This window comes from Rhodococcus sp. NCIMB 12038 (assembly GCF_002165735.1).
In the GTDB taxonomy this organism is placed as follows: domain Bacteria; phylum Actinomycetota; class Actinomycetes; order Mycobacteriales; family Mycobacteriaceae; genus Rhodococcus_F.
In genome coordinates this window covers 179,808-204,703 of the sequence record NZ_NHML01000012.1, presented here as the reverse complement: position 1 = coordinate 204,703, position 24,896 = coordinate 179,808, and the positions used below count along the sequence as shown (strand labels likewise).

Below are 24,896 nucleotides of genomic sequence, written 5' to 3'. Positions count from 1 at the left end.
TGCCCGGGCTGACCGTGCGCGTGATCGACGACATGGCGCAGGGCGCCAAGTACGACCTCACGCTGACGATCACCGAGAAGGCCGACGAGTCGGGTCGGCCCGCGGGTCTGGGCGGGCGGTTCACGTTCGCCACCGACCTGTTCGAGCGCGGCACCGCCGAACGTATCGCCGAACGGTTCATCAGGATCCTCGAGGCCGTCGTCACCGATCCCGGTGTCGCTGTAGGCGACATCGACATTCTCACCGAACACGAGAGAGCAAAGTTGAGCCAAGCGCGACCTGCCCGCACGATGACAGTTCGCGAGCTGCCGCAGCTTCTGGCCGCTGCGGTCGACGTCGCCCCCGACGCCGTGGCCGTCGCCCACGACGGCATGCAGGTGACGTACCGCGAGTTCGACGAGCGCCTGCGCCTGATGTCGGCTCCGCTGTCCGAGCGGGGCATGGGCCCCGACGCGATCGTGTCCGTGGTGCTGTCCGGTCTGGTTCCCACCATCATGATGGCCCCGCCGTCGGAGGACGGGAAGGACGGCTTCGGCACGATCCTCGACCAGGTCATCGCGGACGCGCACGCCCTGGTCGGTGACATCGAGATCGTGGCGCCCGCACCGGAGATCGTCGCCGCACCCGAGGCGGAATCCGCGGAGACGGAGGGCTGGCCGCTCGAACTGTTCGTCACCCGCTGGCAGGAGTGGGTCGAGCGCGATCCGCAGGCGCCCGCTGTCGTCGCCGGGGGTGTCTCGACCACCCGCGGTGAACTGAACCGTCGCGCCAACCAACTCGCGCGCGAACTGGTCTCGCGCGGTATTCGCCCCGACGACGTCGTGGCGCTGATCGTCCCGCGCTCGCTGGAATGGGTGATCGGGATGATCGCCGCATGGAAGGTCGGCGCGGCCTACTCGCCGTTCGACCAGAAGTGGGGGATCGAGCGGATCACGGGACTCGTCGAAGACAGTGGAACGCGGGCCGTGGTGGCCACCCGGTCCTGGAGCGGGCTCACCGGCGCACCCACCGGGAACGCGGCGCTCGACGATCCGATCGTGCTCGACGATCCCGAGACGGTGCAACACCTCGCTTCACTCGACGACACCGATTTCCCGCACGACCCGTGGTCCGACGAGCACGCGGGCAAGCGCCTGGGGCATGTCATTTCGACGTCCGGCTCGACCGGACGGCCCAAGCCGACGATGGTGCCGATGCTGGGTCTGTCCAACAACTATCAGTCGTACCAGGGCGACCTCCGGGTGAAGGACGGCACCGGACTGCTGATCGCGAACTCGCCGCTGTTCGACCAGACGCAGAAGAACATCTGGGTCGGGCTCGCGTACGGCGGTGTGCTCCACCTCGCCGACGACGGCTTCGATCCGGGACCGATTCTCCGCATGATCGGCACCGGCGACGTTCAGATCACCAACCTGGCGCCGAGTGCGTTCGAGGTCCTCACCGAACTGGACACCGAGGGTGTCCTGCCCAACCTGAAGGTCATTCTCCTCGGCGGTGAGATGCTGCGGCCGGCAGCCTGCACGGCGCTGATCGGCACGGACTCGCGCCTGCTCAACAATTACGGTCCGACCGAGGCCTCGGTCACGTGCTCCTCGTACGAACTGGACCTCTCCACCGCGGACGCCGAGAAGTGGCCGGTCCCGTTCGGCACCGCGTTCCGCGGTGTCCGGTACCACGTGCTCGACGGCCGGATGCGTCCCGTGCCGCCGGGAGTGACCGGTGACCTGTACATCGGTGGCCAGGTTTTGGCCCGCGGCTACGGCAACATGTTCGGCACCACCGCGTCGCGTTTCGTGGCGAACCCGTTCGAGGGGCCCGGCGCCCGCATGTACCGGACCGGTGACCGTGTCCGCGAACTCGACCACGGTGGGCTCGTGTTCGTGGGCCGCAGCGACTTCCAGGTCAAGATCCGCGGTCTCCGGATCGAACTCGGCGAGATCGAGGCCGCCCTCACCGCGCACAGCGCGGTGCAGAAGTCGGTCGTCGTCGTCCACGAGAGCGAGCAGGGGCCCCGGCTCGTCGCGTACGTCACCGCGACCGCGGGGACCGAACTCGACGTCGACGCGACCGTGGACGCACTGCGTGACGTGCTGCCCTCGCACATGATCCCGGACACGGTGATGGTCCTCGACGAGATGCCACTCAACGCGAATCTCAAGGTCGACCGCAAGGCTCTTCCGGAGCCGGTCTTCACCACGGGCACCGCCGAGTTCGTCGCACCGCGCACACCGCTCGAGGAGGTCCTCGCCGGCATCTTCGGTGACGTGATCTCCGCGCCGCGGGTGAGCGTCGACGAGTCGTTCTTCGACCTGGGTGGCAACTCGCTCAGCGCGACCCGGGTGGCTGCCCGCGTCACGTCCGCGACCGGCACCGAGGTCGGCATCCGTGACCTGTTCGAGGCGCCCACGGTCGCGACCCTCGCGACGCTCGTCGAGGACCGGGCCCACAACGGCTCCCGCCGCCCCGCGCTCGTCGCCGGCCCGCGCCCCGAGTCGCTGCCGCTGTCGCTCGCGCAGCAGCGGATGTGGTTCCTCAACCGTTTCGATCCGTCCTCACCCGCGTACAACGTTCCGCTCACCGTGCGGCTGCGCGGCGAACTGGACGTCGACGCCCTGGCCGCGGCCCTGTCCGACGTGGTCGCGCGGCACGAGGTGCTGCGGACCGTGTTCCCGGACTCCGATTCCGGTGCGCACCAGGTGATCCTGCCCGCCGCCGACGTCGACCTCACGCTCGAACCGGTCGACGTCCGCGAAGAGGACCTGCGGGACCGGATGTTCGAGTTCGGGTCCACCGGCTTCGACGTCACCGACACGATCCCGGTCCGGACCCGCCTGTTCCGGCTCGGCGCGAACGACCACGTCCTCGTGCTCGTCATGCACCACATCGCGTCCGACGGCGCCTCCACGCTGCCGCTGGCCCGCGACGTCATGACGGCATACGCGGCCCACCGGGAGGGCACGGAGCCCGCCTGGCCGGTGCTGCCCGTCCAGTACGCCGACTACGCGCTGTGGCAGCGGGACGTGCTCGGTTCCGAGGACGACCCCGATTCCCTGGCCGCCGCGCAGATCGACTTCTGGTCGAAGACCCTCGCGGGTGTGCCCGACGTCCTGGCTCTCCCCACCGACCGTCCCCGCCCGACGGTGCGGTCGATGGCAGGCGCCTCCGTCGGCTTCTCCGTCGACGCGGACGTGCACCGTCGTCTCGGCGAGGTCGCGCGGGCGCACAACGTGTCGCTGTTCATGGTGCTGCACGCCTCGCTGTCCGTGCTGCTGGCGCGGCTCAGTTCGAGCACCGACATCGCCATCGGCGCCGCGGTGGCCGGTCGCGGCGACGAGGCGCTCGAGAACCTTGTCGGCATGTTCGTCAACACGCTGGTGCTGCGGACCGAGGTCGAGCCCGGAACCTCCTTCGCCGAACTGCTCGAGCAGGTCCGCACCCAGGACCTCGCCGCGTTCAGCAACCAGGACGTTCCGTTCGAGCAGCTGGTGGACGCCCTGAAGCCGACCCGGTCCACGGCGTATTCGCCGCTGTTCCAGGTCGTGCTGACCCATCAGGTCAACGGCATCCCGTCGCTCGAGTTCGCCGGACTCGAGGCGACACCCGGTGCCGTGGACGTCGAGTTCAGCAAGTTCGACCTCACCGTCGACCTGCGCGAACTGTGGTCGGACGAGGGTGCGCCCACCGGGATCACCGGTGTTCTCGGGTTCGCCACCGAGATCTTCGACACCGATACCGTTCAGGGCTTCGCGGACCGCTTCGTGCGGATCCTCGCGGCCGTCGCGGCCGGCGGGACCGACGTCGCGGTGGGGGACATCCCCATTCTCGACGCCGCGGAGACCGAGGAACTGACACCGGTCCGCGGTCTCGAGGGCGTCGCGCCCACCACGCTCGTCGAACTGCTCGAGGCCGCGGTCGCCGCGAACCCGGACGGGGACGCGATCGTCTCGGGCGGCGACAGCATCACCTACCGCGAACTGGACGAGCGCTCGAACCGGGTGGCGCGCGTCCTGATCGAACGCGGGGTCGGTGCGGAGACGTTCGTCGGGCTCGGTATCACCCGCTCGATCCCGTCCATCGTCGGCATCTGGGCCGTCGCCAAGAGCGGCGGCGCGTACGTGCCGATCGACCCCGGGTACCCGGACGAGCGCATCGCCCACATGGTCACCGATTCCGGTGTGACGCTCGGCCTTTCCGTGAGCTCCGAGGTCGGCCGGCTTCCGCAGGACGTCGACTGGCTGGTCCTCGACAGCGACGAGTTCGCAGACGCCTCGGCGCGCTACTCCACGGCTCCCGTCGCGGAGGCGGAGCGCCGGACGGCGGTCACCCCGGCCAACAGTGCCTACGTGATCTACACGTCCGGCACCACCGGGCAGCCCAAGGGCGTCGTCGTCACGCACCGGGGTCTCGCCAACTTCGCCGCCGAACAGCGGGAGCGTTACCGGGTGACGACCGACTCGCGGACACTGCATTTTGCGTCGCCGAGTTTCGACGCGTCCGTCCTCGAACTGCTGCTCGCGGTCGGCGCCGGCGCCACCATGGTGATCGCTCCCACCGACGTGTACGGCGGACCCGAGTTCGCGAAGTTCCTGCGCGAGCACCGCGTCACGCACGGCTTCGTCACGCCGTCGGCGCTGGCCTCTGTGGATCCGTCCGGGCTCGACGACTTCCAGTTCGTCGTCGCCGGCGGCGAGGCCGTCCCGGCCGAACTCGCGGCCCGCTGGGCGCCCGGACGATCGTTGTTCAACGGCTACGGTCCCACCGAGACCACGATCATGACCAACATCAGCGACCCGATGGCCGCCGACGGCCCGGTCACGATCGGTGGTCCGATCCGCGGCACCAGCGCACTGGTCCTCGACGACCGCCTCCGGCCCGTCCCGGTCGGTATCGCAGGTGACCTCTATCTGTCGGGCCTCGGACTGGCCCGCGGCTACCACCGGCGCACGCCGCTGACCGCGGGGCGCTTCGTGGCGAACCCCTACGGTGAGCCGGGCGATCGGATGTACCGCACCGGCGACGTCGTGCGCTGGAAGAAGGACGCGGACGGCGCGCTGACGGTCGACTACGTGGGGCGCTCGGACCAGCAGGTGAAGGTCCGCGGGTTCCGCATCGAGCTCGGCGAGATCGACGCGGTGCTGGCGAAGCATCCCGCCGTCGACTTCGCGACGACGTCGGTGCTGCCCGGACCGTCCGGGGACTCGGTCCTCGTGTCGTACGTGCTCCCGGCGCCGGGCGCCGAGGTGGACGTGACCGCGGTGCTGGACTTCGTGGGCGAGTTCGTCCCCACGTACATGGTGCCGTCGACGATCGTGGCACTCGACGCGATCCCGCTCACCCCGGTGGGCAAACTCGACCGCCGGGCGCTGCCCGAGCCCGAGTTCCTGGCGGAGGACCGCGAGTTCCGTGCCGCGGGTACCGCTCTCGAACAGCGGGTCGCCGCGGTGTTCGCGGAGGTACTCGGTGTCGACCAGGTCGGCGCCGACGACTCCTTCTTCACGCTCGGCGGAAACTCGCTCGCCGCCACCCGCGTGATGGCGCGAATCAACGAGGCCGTCGGAATCGACGCTCCGGTCCGCGAGATCTTCGAGGCGCCCACGGTGGAGCAGTTGGCTCGCAGGCTGGAAGCGCTCGGCGTGGACGGCGGCGCCCGTCCGCCCGTCACCGCCGGACCGCGCCCGGACCGGCTGCCGCTGTCACTGGCGCAGCAGCGGATGTGGTACGCCAACCGATTCGACCCCGAATCGGCGGAATACAACATCCCGTTGGCGCTCCGGCTCACCGGCGCACTGGACGTCGACGCGTTGCAGTCGGCGATCGCCGACGTCGTGGCCCGGCACGAATCGCTGCGCACGGTGTACCCGGATTCCGTCGACGGCCCCTACCAGGTCGTCCTGTCCGCGTCCGACACGCAGTCCGCGCTCGACGTGGTCCGTGTGGCCGACGAGCAGGAACTGCGGGAGCGGGTCGTCACGCTGGCGTCGGCAGGCTTCGACGTCACCGCCGACGTCCCGGTGCGCGCCGCCCTGTTCGAACTCGGGGAACGCGACCACGTCCTTCTCGTCGTCGTCCACCACATCTCGGCCGACGGTTCGTCGATGGCCCCGCTCGCGCGGGACCTGTTCGGCGCGTACGGTGCACGCGTGCAGGGGGAGGAGCCCGGCTTCTCGCCGCTGCCCGTGCAGTACCCCGACTTCGCCCTGTGGCAGCGCAATCTCCTCGGTTCCGAGGACGACCCGGAGTCGCTTGCGGGCAAGCAGATCGCCTACTGGACGCACGTCCTCGGCGATGCGCCGGAGGTCCTCGACCTCCCGGCCGACCGGCCGCGCCCGGCGGTCCGGAACCCGCAGGGTGGTCTGATCGAGTTCGAGATCGAGCAGGACGTGCACCGGTCCCTGAACGAACTCGCGCAGACCCACCAGGCGTCGCTGTTCATGGTGGTGCACACCGCGCTCGCCGTACTGCTTGGTCGACTGAGCAGCACCAGCGACATCTCCGTCAGCACCCCGGTCGCGGGCCGCGGTGACCGCGCGCTCGACGACCTCGTCGGGATGTTCGTCAACACTCTGGTGCTGCGCACCGAGGTCGACCAGAACGCCCGCTTCAGCACGTTGCTCACGCAGGCCCGCGAGGTCGATCTCAACGCGTTCGGCAACGCCGATGTGCCGTTCGAGCAGATCGTCGAGGTGCTCCGGCCGTCGCGCACCGCCGCATACGCGCCGCTCGCGCAGGTGATGCTGAGCTTCCAGAACCTCGAAAGGCCGAAGCTCGAACTCGCCGGGCTGACCGTCGAGATCCTCGAGAGCGGACTCACCACGAGCAAGACCGATCTCGGTGTCGCCGTCGAGGAACGGTTCGACGACGATTCCGTCGCGAACGGCATGCGGGGCTGGTTCTCCTACGCCACCGATCTCTTCGACGAGGCGACGGTCCGCGGTTTCGCCGACCGTTTCGTCCGTGTGCTGGAGGCCGTCACGGCCGACGCGGACGCCGTCGTCGGCGACATCGACATCCTGACCGAGGACGAGAAGGCCGGGCTCGCCGTACCGGACGAGGGCGGGCAGTCCCTGTTGTCGCACTCGATCTCGCAGGAGCTGGCGGCCACCAAGTCGCTGCCCGAACTTCTCGACGGTGCCGCGTCGATCAACCCGGACGGAATCGCGCTGTCGCACAACGGCACCGATGTCACGTACGTGCAGTTGCGGGACAAGTCCGCGGAACTCGCGCGCACGCTCGCCGGTGTGGGCGTCGGCCCGGAGGCCGCGGTCACGGTGGCTCTGTCCACCCTGCTGCCCGGACTGCTCGACGGATCGTCGGGCGAAGGCTTCGCCGACACGTTCGCCGGTGTCCTCGCCGGCGTGATCGCCGACGCGACGTCGGCGACCGCCGCGACCGACGCGGAGGCGCGGACCGTCGTAGACCTGTTCGACGAGCAGGTGGCGCGGACGCCGGACGCCGTGGCCCTGGTGTCGGGCGACGAGTCGCTGACCTACGCCGAGTTCGACAAGCGTGTCAACGGACTCGCCCGAACCCTGATCGAGATGGGTGTCGGGCCGGAGGTCCGGGTCGCTCTCGCGATCCGGCGGTCGATCGACTCGATGGTGGCGATGTACGCGATCGTGAAGGCGGGTGGGGCGTACGTTCCGCTCGACCCCGACCATCCGGCCGACCGCACGGCCTACGTCCTCGACAGCGCCTCGCCGCTCTGCATCCTGACGGTCGCGCGAGATGCACTCGACCTTCCCGGCGGACACAGCGTGGTGGAGATCGACCGGCTGTCCGTCGACGCGCAGGCCGAGCCGGTGCGCGACGAGGAGCGCCGGGGGACCCTCCGGCCGTCGAACCCCGCGTACGTCATCTACACGTCCGGTTCGACGGGACGGCCGAAGGGCGTCGCGGTGAGCCACGCGGCGGTCCTGAACCAGATCTCGTGGATCGTGGACCAGTACGGCCTCGGCGCACACGATGTCGTGCTGCAGAAGACTCCGGCGACGTTCGACGTGTCGGTCTGGGAATTGTTCGGCACGCTCGTCGCGGGTGCCCGCCTGGTGATCGCGACACCCGACGGTCACGGTGACCCCGAGTATCTCGCGGCGTTGATCGCGCGCGAGGGCGTCACGGCGACCTCGTTCGTGCCGTCGATGCTGTCGGTGTTCGTCGGCGAGGCCGAACGAGACGACCTTCTCAGCCTTCGAGTGGTGCTCGTCGCGGGTGAGGCGTTCCCGCCCGCGACCGCCGAGGCGTTCCGTGGACTGTCGGATGCCGAACTGCACAACCTGTACGGTCCGACGGAATTCACCGTGCACGCGACCGCCGGGCAGGTCGACCGGGACGTTCGCGGTACCGTGCCCATCGGCGGTGCGGTGCGGAACACCGATCTCCACGTGCTGGATTCGCGCCTGCGCCCGGTGCCGGCCGGGGTTCCCGGCGAGTTGTACCTCGCGGGAACACAGCTGGCTCGCGGATACGTCGGACGCAGCGACCTGACCTCCGATCGGTTCGTGGCCAACCCGTTCGGCGGGTCCGGGCAGCGGATGTACCGCACGGGCGACGTCGTTCGCCGGCGCGCCGACGGGAACCTCGAGTACATCGGACGCAGCGACTTCCAGGTCAAGCTGCGTGGATTGCGGATCGAACTCGGCGAGGTCGAGGCCGCGTTGCTGACACACGAATCCTTGGCGCAGGCAGCGGTGACGATCCACCGAAGCGAGTCGACCGGCGAGAATCTCGTGGCCTATGTGGTGCCGCGGTCCGGCGCCCGGGTCGACACGAAGTCGGTGCAGGATGCGGCGGCGCAAATCCTGCCCGCGTACATGGTGCCCGCACGCGTCGTCGTCCTGGACAGTTTCCCTCTCGGTGCCAGCGGGAAGCTGGACCGGAAGGCGTTGCCGGAGCCCGAGTTCACCACCGTCGCGGTGGAGTACGTGGCTCCCCGCACGCCGATGGAGACCGTCGTGGCGAGCGTGTTCGCCGACGTCCTCGGTGCCGAACGGGTCGGGTCCACCGACTCGTTCTTCGACCTCGGCGGAAACTCCATCAGCGCGACGAGGCTCACCGCCCGCCTCAGGGCGGCAGTCGGCGCGCACCTCTCGGTGCGGGAGTGCTTCGAAAATCCGACCGTCGCGGAACTCGCGGCACTGCTCGAGGCGACGTCGGGGACCGCCGAACAGCGTCCCGCGCTCGTCGCCCGCCCGCGGCCCGACCGCATCCCGCTGTCGCTGGCCCAGCAGCGGATGTGGTTCGTCAACCAGTTCGATCCGACCTCCCCGGCGTACAACCTGCCGCTGGCGGTGCGGTTGACCGGCTCGATCGACGCGGCGGCGCTGAATGCGGCGTGGGCGGACGTCGTAGAGCGGCACGAGTCGCTGCGCACCGTCTTCCCGGTCGGCGACGACGACGCGCACCAGGTCGTGCTGCCCGCAGCGGACGTGGTGTCCGACCTGACCCCGACCCCGGTCGCGGACGAGCAGGACCTGTTCGCGCGCCTGCGTGAACTCGGTGCCACCGGATTCGACGTCACCGAGACGGTCCCGGTGCGGGTCGCCTGCTTCGAGGTGAACCCCACCGACCACATCCTGATGATGGTCGTGCACCACATCTCGGCCGACGGTGCGTCGCTGGCGCCGCTGTTCACGGACGTCATGACCGCCTACGCGGCGCGTGCCGCCGGCAGCGCGCCAGGCTGGGAACCGCTGCCCGTCCAGTACGCCGATTACGCGCTGTGGCAGCGTGAGTCGCTCGGTGACGAGTCCGACCCCGAATCGCTGGTCGCCCGCCAACTCGGATACTGGCAGCAGGCGCTCGGCGGTCTCCCCGAGGTGCTCGAACTGCCGACCGACCGGCCCCGGCCGCCCGTGCAGTCGCTGCGCGGAGCGTCGGCGCGGTTCGAGATCGACGCGCAGACGCACCGCGGGCTGCTCGCGATCGCCCAGGAAACGAACTCGACCCTCTTCATGGTCGTGCACGCCGCGCTCGCGGTCCTGCTCGAGCGGCTGTCTTCGCAGACGGACGTCGCGATCGGCACGCCGGTCGCCGGCCGCGGTGAGCAGGAACTCGACAGGCTCGTCGGCATGTTCGTCAACACCCTCGTGCTCCGCGCGTCGGTGCGTCCCGACGACACCTTCGCCGACCTGCTCGCACAGGTGCGCGCCACCGATCTGAATGCGTTCAGCCACAGCGACGTTCCGTTCGAACGCCTCGTCGAGGTCCTCGACGTCCCGCGGTCGACGGCGCACCAGCCGCTGTTCCAGGTGGCGTTGTCGTTCGACAACAACGAGTCGGTGCGGATGGAGTTCCCGGGCCTCGAGATCTCCGCGCTCGACGCCCCGCTCGAGGTCGCCAAGTTCGACCTCCAGCTCAGTGTCGGTGAGCGCTACACAGACGGGGCCGCCGCGGGGATCGCCGCGACGTTCAACTACTCGACCGACATCTTCGACGAGCAGACCGTCCTGAGCTTCGCGGACCGGTTCGTCCGGATCCTCGGTGCCGTGTCGTCCGACCGCGACGTGGTCCTCGGCGACATCGAGATCCTCGACGCCGCGGAGAAGGCCGCGATCGCCCCGGTCCGCGGGCCGAAGTCGGTCGAGCCGAGCACGCTGCCGGAACTTCTGCGTTCGGGCGTCGAGATCTCGCCGGAGTCGGTCGCGGTGTCCTTCGAGGGCCGTCAGCTCACGTACCGCGAACTCGACGAGCAGTCGAACCGGCTGGCGCGCGTCCTGATCGATCGGGGTGTCGGGCCGGAGAACTATGTCGCGCTGGCAATTACGCGCTCCGTCGAATCCATCCTCGGGATCTGGTCGATCGCCAAGGCCGGCGGCGCCTACCTGCCCGTCGATCCGAAGCTTCCGTTCGAGCGGATCGGCGAGATGCTGGCCGATTCGGGAGCGGTCCACGGGCTGACGGTCGCCCGCCATCACACCGACCTTCCGGACACTGTGCCGTGGATCGTCCTCGACGAGGCGGAAGCCGCCGAGGAGATCGCAGCCCGCAGTGCGGCCGCGGTGGAGGACGCCGATCTGCGCCGCGCGTTGACGGTCGATCACCCGGCGTACCTCATCTACACGTCGGGTTCGACGGGCAAGCCGAAGGGCGTGGTGGTCACCCACCGCGGTCTGGCCAACCTCACCCGCGAGGTGCGCGAGCACTACGTCGTGTCACCGGATTCCCGGTTCCTGCACGTGGCGTCGCCGAGCTTCGACACGTCGGTCGGGGAGATGCTCGCCGCGTTCAGCGCGGGCGCCACCCTGGTGATCTCGCCCGCGGACGTCTACGGCGGCGACGAACTCGCCGACCTGATCCGCCGCGAACAGGTCAACAACGTCGTCATGACGCCGACCGCGCTGATGACCGTCGACCCCGACGGCCTCGACTCCGTCACGTCCGTCGTGGTCGGCGGCGACACCTGCACGCCGGAACTCGTGGCGCGGTGGGCTCCCGGCCGCGAGATGCGCAACGCGTACGGTCCGACCGAGACGACGGTCATCGTCACCATCACCGAACCGATGGTGGCCGGTGAACGCGTCACGATCGGTTCGCCGCTGCGCGGCGTCGAATCCCTCATCCTCGATTCGCGGTTGCGTCCGGTGCCGGAGGGAGTGCCCGGGGAGCTGTACATCTGCGGTCCGTCGGTGACCCGCGGCTACCACAACCGTCCGTCCGTCACGGCGGAACGGTTCGTGGCCAACCCGTTCGGCGAGCCCGGCGCCCGCATGTACCGCACCGGCGACGTCGTGCGCTGGGCGGACGGACATCGGGTGGAATACGTCGGCCGGTCCGACTTCCAGGTGAAGGTCCGCGGGTTCCGCGTCGAACTCGGTGAGATCGACGCCGCCCTGACCGCGCAGCCGGACATCGAGTTCGCGGTGACGGTGGGTCGCGAGAACCCCGCCGGACTGACGACCCTCGTGTCGTACGTTCTGCCCGTCGACGGCGCGGCGGTCGATCCGGAATCGCTGAAGTCGGTTGTCGGCGAAACGCTTCCGCCGTACATGGTGCCGTCCGTCGTGATCGTTCTCGACGAGATCCCGCTGACCGGCATCGGCAAGCTGGACCGCGCGCGCCTGCCCGAGCCCGAGTTCGTGTCCGCGGGTGCGGAGTTCCGTGCCCCGACGACACCCGCCGAAGAGACGATCGCAGGCATCTTCGCCGACGTGCTCGGACTCGAGCAGGTCAGCGTCGACGACAGTTTCTTCGACCTCGGCGGAAACTCGCTGAGCGCCACCCGGGTCGTGTCGCGGGCCGGACAGGTCCTCGGCCTCCGCATCGGCGTGCGGGAACTGTTCGAGGCTCCGACGGTCGCGGGCCTGGCCGCCCGCATCGCCACCCCGGACGAGAACGTCCGGCCGCGGCCCGTCCTCGCACCACGGGAGAGGTCTGCCTTCGTCCCGCTGTCGCTGGCGCAGTCCCGGATGTGGTTCATCAACCGCTTCGACCCGGACTCGCCCGCCTACAACATTCCGCTCGCGGTCCGGTTGACCGGCGCGCTGGACGTCGACGCACTGCAATCCGCGGTGTTCGACGTGCTCGAGCGGCACGAGTCGCTGCGCACGATCTACCCGGATTCGGCCGACGGCCCGCACCAGGTGATCCTCCCCGCCGCGCAGGCGCCGATCGACGTGGCGCCCGTCAAGGTCACCGAGACCGAACTGCGCGAGCAGTTGGTGGAGATGGTGTCCACCGGATTCGACGTCACCGCCGATGTGCCGCCGATCCGGGTGCGACTGTTCGAGGTCGGCCCGCAGGACTACGTGCTGGCCCTCGTCGTGCACCACGTGTCGACCGACGGCGAATCCACCGCCCCGTTCGTGCGTGACGTCATGGTGGCGTACGCATCCCGGGCGGCAGGCCGGGAACCCGCCTTCGCGCCGCTTCCGGTGCAGTACGCGGACTACGCGATCTGGCAGCGGGAACTCCTCGGCAGCGAGGACGACCCGGACAGCCTGATCGCCGCTCAGCTGGGCTTCTGGACGAAGACCCTCGCGGGCGTGCCGGACCTCCTCGAGCTGCCGGTGGACCGGCCGCGCCCGCCCGTGCAGTCGCTGCGCGGGTCGCGGATCGACTTCACCCTCGACGCCGAGGTGCACCGCGGGCTGGCAGCACTGGCCCGAAGGCACAACGCCAGCGTGTTCATGGCCGTGCACGCCGCGTTCGCGGTGCTGCTCAGCCGGCTGTCCGGCACCGAGGACATCGCGGTGGGCACCCCGATCGCCGGCCGCGGTGAGCGCGAACTCGACGACGTCGTCGGCATGTTCGTCAACACGCTCGCACTGCGGGTGCAGGTCGACGGGCGGCAGACGTTCGACGAGATCCTCGATCGTGCCCGTGAGGCCGACCTCGAGGCGTTCTCGCACGCCGACGTCCCGTTCGAGCGCCTCGTCGAGGTCCTGAACCCGGCACGCTCGATGGCACACCACCCGATCTTCCAGGTGGGCTACTCGTTCCAGAACACGACGAAGGCCGAGCTGGAACTGCCCGACCTCACCGTCGCGCCGCTCGACGTCGACGGCGACACGGCGCAGTTCGATCTGCATCTGATCCTGGGGGACAGCCCCGAGGGCGAGCAGATGTCGGGTGTGTTCACGTTCGCCACCGACCTGTTCGACGCCGCCACCGTCCAGCGCTTCGCGGACATTTTCCGCCGCGTGCTGGCCGCCGCGGTGGATTCGCCGCAGACAGCGGTCGGCGACCTGCCGCTCGCAGGCAGCGACGAGCGCGCACTCGTGGTGTCCGGATGGAACGACACCGCGCAGGCACTGCCGGCGACGACGCTGGCGGACATGTTCGCGGCCGCCGCCGCGCAGAACCCGGACGTCACCGCTCTCGTGTTCGACGGCGAATCGCTCACGTACGCCGAGTTCTCGGCGCGGGTGAACCGGCTCGCCCGGCATCTCGTCGGCCGCGGTGTCGGCCCCGAAACCGTGGTGGGCCTGGCCGTTCCGCGTTCGGTGGAGCTGCTGGTCGGCATGTACGCGATCGCCGCGGCAGGCGGCGCGTACCTGCCGATCGACCCGGACCATCCGGCCGAGCGCACCGCATACGTGCTGGAGAGCGCGCAACCCGTCTGTGTCCTGGCGACCCGCGACGTCGTCGGGGGACTGCCGGGCGGTGTCGACTACCTCCTGCTCGACGAACTGGATCTCGGCGATGTCGACCCGGCTCCGCTGACCGACTCGGAGCGGACCGCACCGCTGCGGCCGGAGAACGCCGCGTACGTGATCTACACGTCCGGCTCGACCGGCCGCCCCAAGGGCGTGGCGATCGCGCACCGTGCGATCGCGAACCAGTTGCGGTGGAAGCAGGCGGAATACCCGCTCACCGCCGAGGACTCGGTGCTGCTCAAGACGGCGGCCACGTTCGACCTGTCGGTGTGGGAGTTCTGGTGGGCGCTGACCGCGGGCGCACGGCTCGTCGTCGCCGCACCGGACGGCCACCGCGACCCGTCGTACCTCGCCGCACTCGTCGCCGAGCAGCAGGTGTCGACAGTGCACTTCGTGCCCTCGTTGCTGTCGGCGTTCGTCGCGGTGGCGGAGCCCGCCCAGCTGGTGTCGTTGCGCCGGGTGCTGTGCATCGGTGAGGCCCTGCCCGCCGACACGGTGCTCCGGTTCCGGGACGTCTGCGACGCGGACATCTTCAACCTGTACGGCCCCACCGAGGCCGCCGTCAGCGTCACCCACTACCGGTGCGGCGACGAGCGCGACGGTTCGGTCCCGATCGGCAGGCCCGAATGGAACACGCAGACCTACGTTCTCGATTCGCGTCTGCACCCCGTTCCCGCCGGCGTCACGGGTGAGCTCTATCTCGCGGGCGAGCAGTTGGCCCGCGGGTACTTCGGCCGCCACGACCTCACCGCGGAACGATTCGTCGCCAACCCGTTCGGCGAGGCCGGAGTCCGGATGTACCGCACCGGCGACCTCGTGCGGTGGAACCGCGACGGCAACCTCGACTACGTCGGCCGCAGCGACTTCCAGGTGAAGGTCCGCGGTTTCCGCATCGAACTCGGCGAGATCGAGCGTGCGCTCGTGGCGCACCCGGCGGTCGCGCAGGCCGTCGTCGTGGTGCACAGCGACCGGCACACCGGCGACCGCCTCGTCGGTTACGTCGTGCCGGAGGCACGCGGTTACACCGTGCCGGAGGCACGCAGTTATTCCGTGCCGGAGGCACGCGGTTACTCCGTGCCGGAGCCGGGCAATTCCGTCGACGACGCCGACGTCCTCGCGTTCGCGGGTAGGTCGGTACCCGGCTACATGGTGCCGTCCGCGCTGATCGTCCTCGACGAGCTGCCGCTGAACATCAACGGCAAGCTCGACCGCAAGGCCCTTCCCGAACCCGAGTTCGGCGGCGCCGCGGACCATTACCGGGCTCCGCGCACCCCGGTCGAGGAAATCGTGGCGGGAGTCTTCGCGGACGTCCTCGGTCACGAGCGGGTCAGCGCCGACACGAGTTTCTTCGACCTCGGCGGCAACTCGCTGGTCGCGACCCGAGTGGTCGCCCGGCTCAACGCGGCCCTCGACACGTCGATCGGTGTGCGGGAGCTGTTCGAGGCGCCGACGGTGATCGCGCTGTCGGCTCGCGCCGAGCAGTCCGATTCGGCGGGCGCCACCCGGCCGGCTCTGGTGCCGCGGCCGCGTCCCACCCGGATTCCGCTGTCCCCGGCGCAGTCCCGCATGTGGTTCATCAACCAGTTCGACACCGCATCGGCGGCGTACAACATTCCGCTGGCGATCAGGCTGACCGGCCACCTCGACGTCGCCGCGCTCGAGCAGGCACTCGGCGACGTCGTCGAGCGGCACGAGACGCTGCGCACGACCTACCCCGACACCGGTGACGGACCGGGCCAGGTCGTGCTGTCGCGGGCCCGGAGTTTCACGGCACTGGACGTCGAGGACGTCGCCGACGAGACCGTGCTGCGCGAACGCGTGTTCTCCCTCGTCACCGCCGGCTTCGACGTCGCGACGGCGGTTCCGGTGCGGGCCCGCCTCCTGCGGATCGACGCCGAACAGCACGTGCTGGTCATCGTCGTCCACCACATCTCGTCCGACGGCGCCTCGACGGCACCGCTGGCACGCGACGTGGTGATCGCCTACAGTGCCCGCGCCGCCGGTTCGGAACCCGCCTGGGCTCCGCTCGACGTCCAGTACGCGGACTTCTCGCTCTGGCAGCACGAGTTGCTCGGAGACGAGAACGCCCCGGATTCGCTGGCCACCCAGCAGATCGACTACTGGCGGACCACGCTGAGCGGTCTACCGGACGTGCTGCCGTTGCCGACGGACCGGCCGCGGCCGCCCGCACAGTCGATGCGCGGCGCCAACTTCGACTTCGAGATCGACGCGGAACTGCGCGACCGGCTCGGGGCGCTGGCCCGCGAACACAACGCGTCGCTGTTCATGGTCGCGCACGCGGCGCTGTCCGTGCTGCTCGCGCGGCTCAGCGCCACCGACGACATCGCGGTGGGCACCGCGATCGAGGGCCGCGGCGAGGCCGCACTCGACGACCTGGTCGGCATGTTCGTCAACACGCTGGTGCTGCGCGCGCAGGTCGACGTCGACGCGACGTTCGCCGACCTCCTCGCACAGGTGCGCCAGCACGACCTCGGTGCGTTCACGCACACCGACGTGCCGTTCGAGCGGCTGGTCGAGATCCTGCAGCCGGAACGCTCGACCGCGTTCTCGCCGCTGTTCCAGGTGGCTCTCGCGTTCCAGAACATCGAGCAGGCGCACCTCGAACTGCCCGGCCTGACGGTCGAGGGACTCGACGGTGGGATCAACGCCGCGAAGTTCGATCTGCAGCTCACGCTCGCCGACGCGGCAGGCGCGGACGGGGACGCGCCGATGCGCGGCGTGTTCACCTATGCGACGGATCTGTTCGACGAGCGCACCATCGCGTCGTTCGCGTTCCGCTTCCAGCGCATCCTCGAGGCGATCACCGCCGACGCGTCCGTGCTGATCGGCGACATCGATGTCCTCAGCGAGAACGAGCATGCCGTGCTCGCACCGGTGCGCGGTGCGGACACCGCCGCACCCGAGCTGCTGTCGGACATCCTCGGCGCTGCCGCGGCAGTGAACCCCGACGCCGTCGCCGTCGTGTGCGGCGACGACCAGGTCACCTACCGCGAACTCGACGAGCGCTCGAACCGCCTCGCCCGCGTTCTTATCGGCAGAGGCATCGGGGCCGACGATTTCGTGGCCCTCGCGCTGACCCGCTCCGTCGAATCGATTCTCTCCATCTGGGCGGTCGCGAAGACCGGGGCGGCGTTCGTCCCGGTCGATCCGAGCTACCCGTTCGACCGGATCATGCACATGGTCACGGACTCCCGCGTGGAGATCGGTCTCACCACCGGCGCCCACGTCGCCGAACTCCCGGATACCGTGCGCTGGCTCGTGCTCGGCGCGGACGAGATGGACGACGCGTGCGCGTCCGTGTCGGGCGAGGCCGTCACCGACGCGGACCGCATCCGTCCGACCCGGGTCGACGACGCGGCGTATGTGATCTACACGTCGGGATCGACGGGTCTGCCCAAGGGCGTCGTTGTCACCCACACGGGTCTGGCGAACGTCACGACCGAGCAGGTCGAGCGGCTCCGGCTCACCCCGCAGTCGCGGGTGCTGCACTTCGCCTCACCCAGCTTCGACGCATCGGTCTTCGAGTTGCTGCACGCCGTGGCCGCCGCATCGACGATGGTCATCGCGTCCGGTGTCGTGTACGGCGGAGACGAACTCGCGCGGTTGCTCAAGAAGCAGAAGGTCACGCACGCCTTCATCACGCCCGCCGCGCTCACCACGGTGGACCCGGCCGGGTTGGAAGGCATCGAGGTGCTCTCGGTGGCCGGCGAGGCCTGCCCGCCGGAACTCATGCAGAAGTGGGCACCGGGCAGGCGCATGTTCAACCTGTACGGCCCGTCCGAGGCGACGATCTGGAGCACGTCGAGCAACCCGATGAAGGCGGACCGGCCCGTCACCATCGGCGGTCCCACCCGGGGCGTCGACGTGGTCGTTCTCGACTCCCGTCTCACGCCCGTCCCGGTGGGTGTCCCGGGTGAGCTGTACGTCGCGGGTCCGAGTGTGGCCCGCGGCTACCACAACCGGTTCGCACTGACGGCGGAGCGATTCGTCGCCAACCCGTTCGGCGGTCCCGGTGAGCGGCTCTACCGCACCGGCGACGTCGTCCGATGGGTGCACGACGGCGAGACGGGCGACCTCGTCCTCGACTACGTCGGCCGTTCCGACTTCCAGGTGAAGGTCCGCGGATTCCGCATCGAACTCGGTGAGATCGACGCCGAACTCGGCAGGCACCCGAGTGTCGACTTCGCGGTCACGCTCGGCCACCACCGCGAGCAGACCGGGCAGACCGTGCTGGTGTCGTACGTGATGCCCGCAGCGGGTGTGTCGATCGACGTCGCCGAGCTGTCCGCGTTCGTCTCCGAGACCCTGCCCGGGTACATGGTGCCGTCGTCGATCATGGCCATCGACTCGGTTCCGCTGACACCCGCGGGAAAGCTCGACCGCAAGGCACTTCCCGAGCCGCAGTTCGTGTCCGTCTCGAGTGAGTACACCGCGCCGTCGACGCCGATGGAGAAGGCCATCGCCGACGTCTACGCGCAGGTTCTCGGCGTCGACCGGGTCAGCGTCGACGATTCGTTCTTCGCTCTGGGCGGCGACAGCATCGTGTCCATCCAGCTGACGACCCGGGCGAAGAACGCCGGCGTGCTGTTCACCGCGCGAGACGTCTTCGAACGCAAGACCGTGGCGGCGCTGGCCGAGGTGGCCGCCTGGGCCACCGAGGTCGACTCGGTGAATCTCGAGGAGTTGCCGGGCGGCGGCGTCGGAACGATGCCGCTCACCCCGATCGCGCACTGGCTGGTGGAAACTGCTGGGACCTTCGAGAAGTTCTCACAGGCCGTCCTGCTGACCACCCCGCCCGCCGTCACGCGAGATCAGCTGGCGGACACGGTGGACGCGATCCTGGCGCGCCACGACATCCTCCGCTCCCGGCTCACTCGGGCGGGGGACGACTGGTCGTTCGAGGCGCTCTCCGTTCGACGGGCGTTCGACGCGGACGAGCTGATCGAGCAAATCGAGTTCACCGACAAGCCGGGCACGGACGAGTTCGAGCGGCTGGCCCGCGCGGCCCTCAGTCGTGCAGCCGACCGCCTCGATCCGGCGTCGGGCCGGATGACGCAGTTCGTGTGGTTCGCACCTGCAGAGTCGTTGCCGGGTCAGAGTGGACGCCTGCTGGTGCTCGCGCACCACCTCGTCGTCGACGGGGTGTCGTGGCGAGTGCTGTTGCCGGACTTCGCGACCGCGGGTTCGCAGATCATGGCGGGAGCACCCGCGCAGCTCGAACCGGTCGGATCCTCCGTCCGGGCGTGGGCGCACGGACTCGCGGAGGAGGCGAAGTCTCCGCACCGCGTGGCCGAACTCGACTTCTGGCGCGGCATGCTCGCGGGAACCGATCCGCTGATCGGGCGGCGCGCGTTCGATCCGGAACGCGACGTGATCGCCCGGACGGACCGCCTGAGCATGACGTTCTCGACGCAGGTGACGCAGGCGCTGCTGACCACGATCCCGCAGTCCGTGAACGGCGGCGTCAACGACGGCCTGCTGGCGGCGCTCGCCCTCGCGGTGTCGCGCTGGCGCGAACTCCGCGGCGGCACCACGGATCGTTCGGTGCTGATCAACCTGGAGGGACACGGCCGCGAAGAGTCGACCGTTCCCGGTGCCGACCTCGCCCGCACGGTGGGCTGGTTCACCAGCCTGTATCCGGTGCGGCTGGACGTGTCGCGGGCCGATCTCGCCGACGCGTTCGACGGCGGCACCTCGGCGGGTTCTGCGCTGAAGGCCGTCAAGGAACAGTTGCTGGCCGTGCCCGACAAGGGCATCGGCTACGGCCTGCTGCGCTACCTCAACGACGAGACGGCTCCGGCTTTGGCGTCGCTGCCGACTCCGCAGATCGGGTTCAACTACCTCGGTCGCGCCGGTTCGGTGGATCTGCCCGCCGAAATCCGGGATCTCGGCTGGATTCCGGACAGCGACTCCGGTGAGTTCGGCGGCGCCATGGATGACGAGATGGTGGCGCCCGCGGTGCTCAGCATCAACGCGGTGACGTCGGAGACGGCGTCCGGCCCCCAGATCGAGGCCAAGATCGCCTTCGCCACCGAGATTCTCGACGAGGCGGACGTGTGGGAGTTCGCGGAGCTGTGGCACGCCGCGGCGACCGCGCTCGCCGAGCACGCGTCCGGGCCGAAGAGCGGCGGTCTCACGCCTTCCGACGTCCCGCTCGTGACCGTGACGCAGGACGACCTCGAGGCGCTCGAACGGCGCTACCCCGCCGCGACCGACGTGTGGCCGCTCGCTCCGCTGCAGTCCGGAATGTTCTTCCATTCCGTTCTCGCCGAGGACGCGGTGGACGTCTACACCGCTCAGGTGGTGCTCGACTTCCGGGGCGTCGTCGACACCGGCCGCCTCCGCGGCGCGGCGGAAGCGTTGATCGCCCGGCACGCGAACCTGCGCACCGCGTTCGTCCCCGACGATTCGGGGACCGCGGTCCAGGTGGTCGTCGACCACGTTGCACTGCCGTGGGAAGAGCTCGACCTGTCGGCGCTGTCCGAGGCCGACCGCGAGGAGCGGATCAGTTCCGTTCTGAGCGAACACCGTTCGGCGCGGTTCGACATGGGTCGTCCGCCTCTCATGCGGTTCCTGCTGATCCGCACGGGGGAGAGCAGCTACCGGTTCTCCATCAGCAACCACCACATCCTGCTCGACGGATGGTCGATGCCGCTGCTGATGAAGGATCTGCTGGTGCTGTACGCGACCCGCGGAGACGGCTCGGTGCTGCCGCGTGTCCGCGGCTACCGTGACTTCCTCAGCTGGCTGTCCGAACGCGACGCCAACGCCTCGCGCAGCGCCTGGGCGCACGCTCTGGCCGGGTTGGACGGGCCGACGGTCCTCGCCCCGGCACCGGCCGGCGAGGACCGGCCCGAGCCCGCCGAGTTCGCACTGCATCTCGGCGAGGTGGTGAGCGAGAACCTGGCCCGCATCGCGCGGGATCGCGGCCTGACGATGAACACGATCGTCCAGGCGGCGTGGGGTCTGCTGCTGGCCCGGATGACCGCGTCCGACGACGTCGTCTTCGGCGCCACCGTGTCGGGCCGCCCACCGGAGGTCGCGGGCATCGAGTCGATGGTGGGTCTGTTCATCAACACCATCCCGATCCGGGTGCGGGTCGATCCCCGCGAGTCGATCCTCGGGCTGCTCGAACGGTTGCAGGCGGAACAGTCCGCTCTGTTCGACCACCACCACATCGGTCTCCCCGAGATCCAGCAGATCGCCGGTATCGGCGGCCTGTTCGACACGTTGACGGTGTTCGAGTCGTACCCCGTGGACCGGGCGGGACTCACCGAGGACAGCGACATCGACGGCCTCCGGGTCGCCGGGGTGCAGATCAGCGATGCCTCGCACTACCCGCTGAGCCTGCTGGCGCAGTCGGACAGCGAACTGCAGTTGGTCCTGAAGTACCTTCCGGACGTGTTCGGCGCCGACGCCGTCGAACGTCTCGGATCCCGGCTGAACCGGATCCTGCAGACCATCGCGTCCGGAAGTTCCACTCTGGTGGGCGATCTGGACCTGCTCACCGCAGACGAACGCGACCTCGTCCTGTCCGGGTGGAACGATTCCCGCCGGGACGTCACGGAAGAATCCGTGGTGTCGATGTTCGGTGCCCAGGTTGCGCGCACACCCGATCGGACCGCCGTGGTGGCGGACCACGTGCGGCTCACCTACGCCGAGTTCGACGCGAGGGTCAACCGCCTGGCGCGGCACCTGATGGCGATGGGTGTGGGACCGGACACGGTGGTGGGCATCGCGATGCGGCGCTCGCTCGACATGCTGACCAGCCTCTATGCCGTCCACGCGGCGGGTGGCGCGTACGTGCCGATCGACCCCGAGCATCCCGCCGACCGGACGTCGTACGTGGTGGACAGCGCCACGCCGGCCTGCGTGCTGAGTTCGGCCGACGACATCGCGAACCTCGACGTGGAGGTCCCGGTGTACCTGGTCGAGGACTTCGACCTGTCCGGGTACGGCGACGGTCCGATCGAGGACACCGAACGGCTCGGCGACCTGCGCCCGGACAACCTGGCGTACGCGCTGTACACGTCGGGTTCGACGGGACGTCCGAAGGGTGTGGCGATTCCGCACTCGGCGCTGGCCAACCAGCTGGCGTGGATGCGCGACGTCTACGGCATCGATGCGCACGACGTGGTGCTGCAGAAGACGCCGTTCACGTTCGATGCCTCCGTGTGGGAGCTGTTCCTGCCGTTGGTGGTCGGCGGAACCCTCGTGGTGGCCTCACCGGACGGTCATCGCGATCCCGAGTACATGGCCGCGACGGTCGACACGGAATCGGTGACGGTGATCCAGTTCGTCCCGTCCGTGCTCACCATGTTCCTCGACGCCGCGACCGCCGACGGGTGCGGTTCGCTGCGGCTCGTGTTCGCGGGCGGTGAGCCGCTGCCGCGGTCGGCGGCCGAGCGGGTCGCGGGACTCGGCTCCGCGGAGCTGGTGAACCTGTACGGCCCGACCGAGGTGACCATCAACTCGACGGCCCACGTGGTGGAGCGGTCGGGGACGGCGACGATCGCGCCGATCGGTTCGCCTGCCTGGAACACGCGGGCCTACGTGCTCGACGCCCACCTGAACCCGGCGCCGGTCGGTGTGCCCGGCGAGTTGTACCTCGACGGCGCGCAACTCGCGCGCGGCTACGTCAACAGCGCCGCGCTGAGTGCGGAACGATTCGTCGCGAATCCGTTCGGCGATCCGGGTGTGCGGATGTACCGCACCGGTGACCTCGTCCGGTGGAACGAGGGCGGTGTCCTCGAGTTCGTGGGCCGCACCGACTTCCAGGTGAAGGTGCGCGGACTGCGCATCGAGCTCGGCGAGGTCGAGGAGGCATTCGTCCGGCACGCCGACGTGGCGCAGGCAGCGGTGATCGTGCACAACAGTGAGGTGGGGGCGCGGCTCGTCGCCTACGTCGTGCCGAGGCCCGGCGCGGCCATCGACCAGGCGGCGCTGAACGCGTTCGTCGCGGAATCGCTGCCCGAGTACATGATCCCGGATTCCGTGATGGTTCTCGCGGAACTTCCGCTGGGCACCAGCGGCAAGCTCGACCGGCGCGCGCTGCCGGTGCCGGACTTCGCGTCGGCGGCGGAGTTCCGCGCGCCGCGCACCGACACCGAACGGGCACTCGCGACCGTGTTCGGGGAGCTGCTCGGCCGGGAGAGTGTCGGCATCGACGACTCGTTCTTCGAACTCGGCGGCGACAGCATCGTGTCCATCCAGTTGGTGGCGCGGGCCCGTTCGGCCGGTATCCACTTCACCGCGCGAGATGTGTTCGAGCGGCGCACCGTTGCCGAGCTGGCAGCAGTGGCCGATTCGGGTGAGTCCGCGGCGGCGGTACTGGCGGAGTACGAGGGGGGCGGTGTCGGAACGGTGCCGCTCACCCCGGTCGCCCGCAAGATGGTCGAACGCGGCGGTGACTTCGACCGGTTCGTCATGCCGTTGTTGCTGACACTCCCGGCCGGGATCGAACGCGAGCAGGTCGTCGCGACGATCACCGCTGTGGTCGATCAGCACGACGTGCTGCGGTCGACACTGGTCACGGGCGGTGCCGGGGACGCGCTCGAGATCGCGCCCGCGGGCAGCGTCGACATCGACGCCACCGTGCAGCGGGTGGAGATCGCGGCAGGCGCCGAGCCCGGTTCGCCGGAGTTCGACGCGGTGGCGGGTGCGGCATTCGACACGGCGCTGGATCGTCTCGATCCGCGCACCGGGTCGATGCTCCAGTTCGTCTGGTTCGACCCCTCCGAGGCGGATCGGCGCGGACGCCTCCTCGTCGTGCCGCACCACCTCGTCATCGACTCCGTGTCGTGGCGGATCCTGGTGCCGGACTTCGCGACCGCAGGCGCCCAGATCGCCGCAGGCACGACGCCGTCGCTCGAGCCGGTCGGAACGTCGCTGCGGCGGTGGACCGACGGTCTGCTGGAGGCGGCGGCGACACCGGAGCGGGTAGCCGAACTCGCGGTGTGGGAACGGATGCTGACCGGTCCGGATCCGCTGCTCGGATCGCGTGAGCTGGACCTGCGCACCGATGTGGTCGGCACGCTGGAACGGACCCGGGTGGACGTGCCCGCACCGGTCACCGAGGCGTTGCTGGGCGGCACGCCGGGTGCGCTCGACGGTGAGATCGGCGACGTCCTCGCGGCGGCCCTCGCGTTGGCGGTGGCCGCATGGCGGCGCGATCGCGGAGTCGAGGCGTCGTCGACGGTGGTCACGCTCGAGGGTCACGGACGTGAAGAGTCCGCGGTGCCGGGTGCGGATCTGTCGCGGACGGTCGGCTGGTTCACCACGATGTACCCGGCACGGCTCGATCTCGCCGGGGTCGACATCGCCGACGCCCTGCAGGGCGGGGTGAGTGCCGCGGACGCCGTGCACGCGGTGCGGGATCAGCTGAGTGCGATCCCGGACCGGGGAATCGGATACGGACTGCTGCGGTACCTCAACCCGGACACGTCGTCGGTGATGAGGAAGTGGCCGGAACCGCAGATCGTGTTCAACTACATCGGACGCGTCAGCGCCGCCGAGGTTCCCGAGGCGGTCCGCGGACTCGACTGGCTGCCCGACTTCGAATCTCCCGTCACGGGTGGGTTCGAGAAGAGCGCGATGCCCGCCCAGGCCGTTCTCGACATCCAGTCGGTGATCTCGGAAACTGCTGAGGGCCTGCAGTTGTCGGCGTTCATGTCGTTCCCGCCCGGCATCCTCTCGGCGCCGGAAGTGGACCGGTTCGGGCAGTTCTGGGTGGAGGCGCTCACCGCGCTCGTGGCTCAGGCCGAGGAGCGGTCCGGGCACTGA

The 24,896-nt window shown here is 69.7% G+C and carries 1 protein-coding gene (only partly in view); it reads left to right on the top strand.

Annotated elements, in window-relative coordinates:
* On the top strand, positions 1 to 24,896 hold the 3' portion of the coding sequence (locus tag CA951_RS20085; RefSeq protein ID WP_373414047.1) for a non-ribosomal peptide synthase/polyketide synthase. Its footprint begins 8,902 nt before the window's first position; only the last 24,896 of its 33,798 coding nucleotides appear in the window; its start codon lies off the left edge, out of view; its stop codon occupies positions 24,894 to 24,896.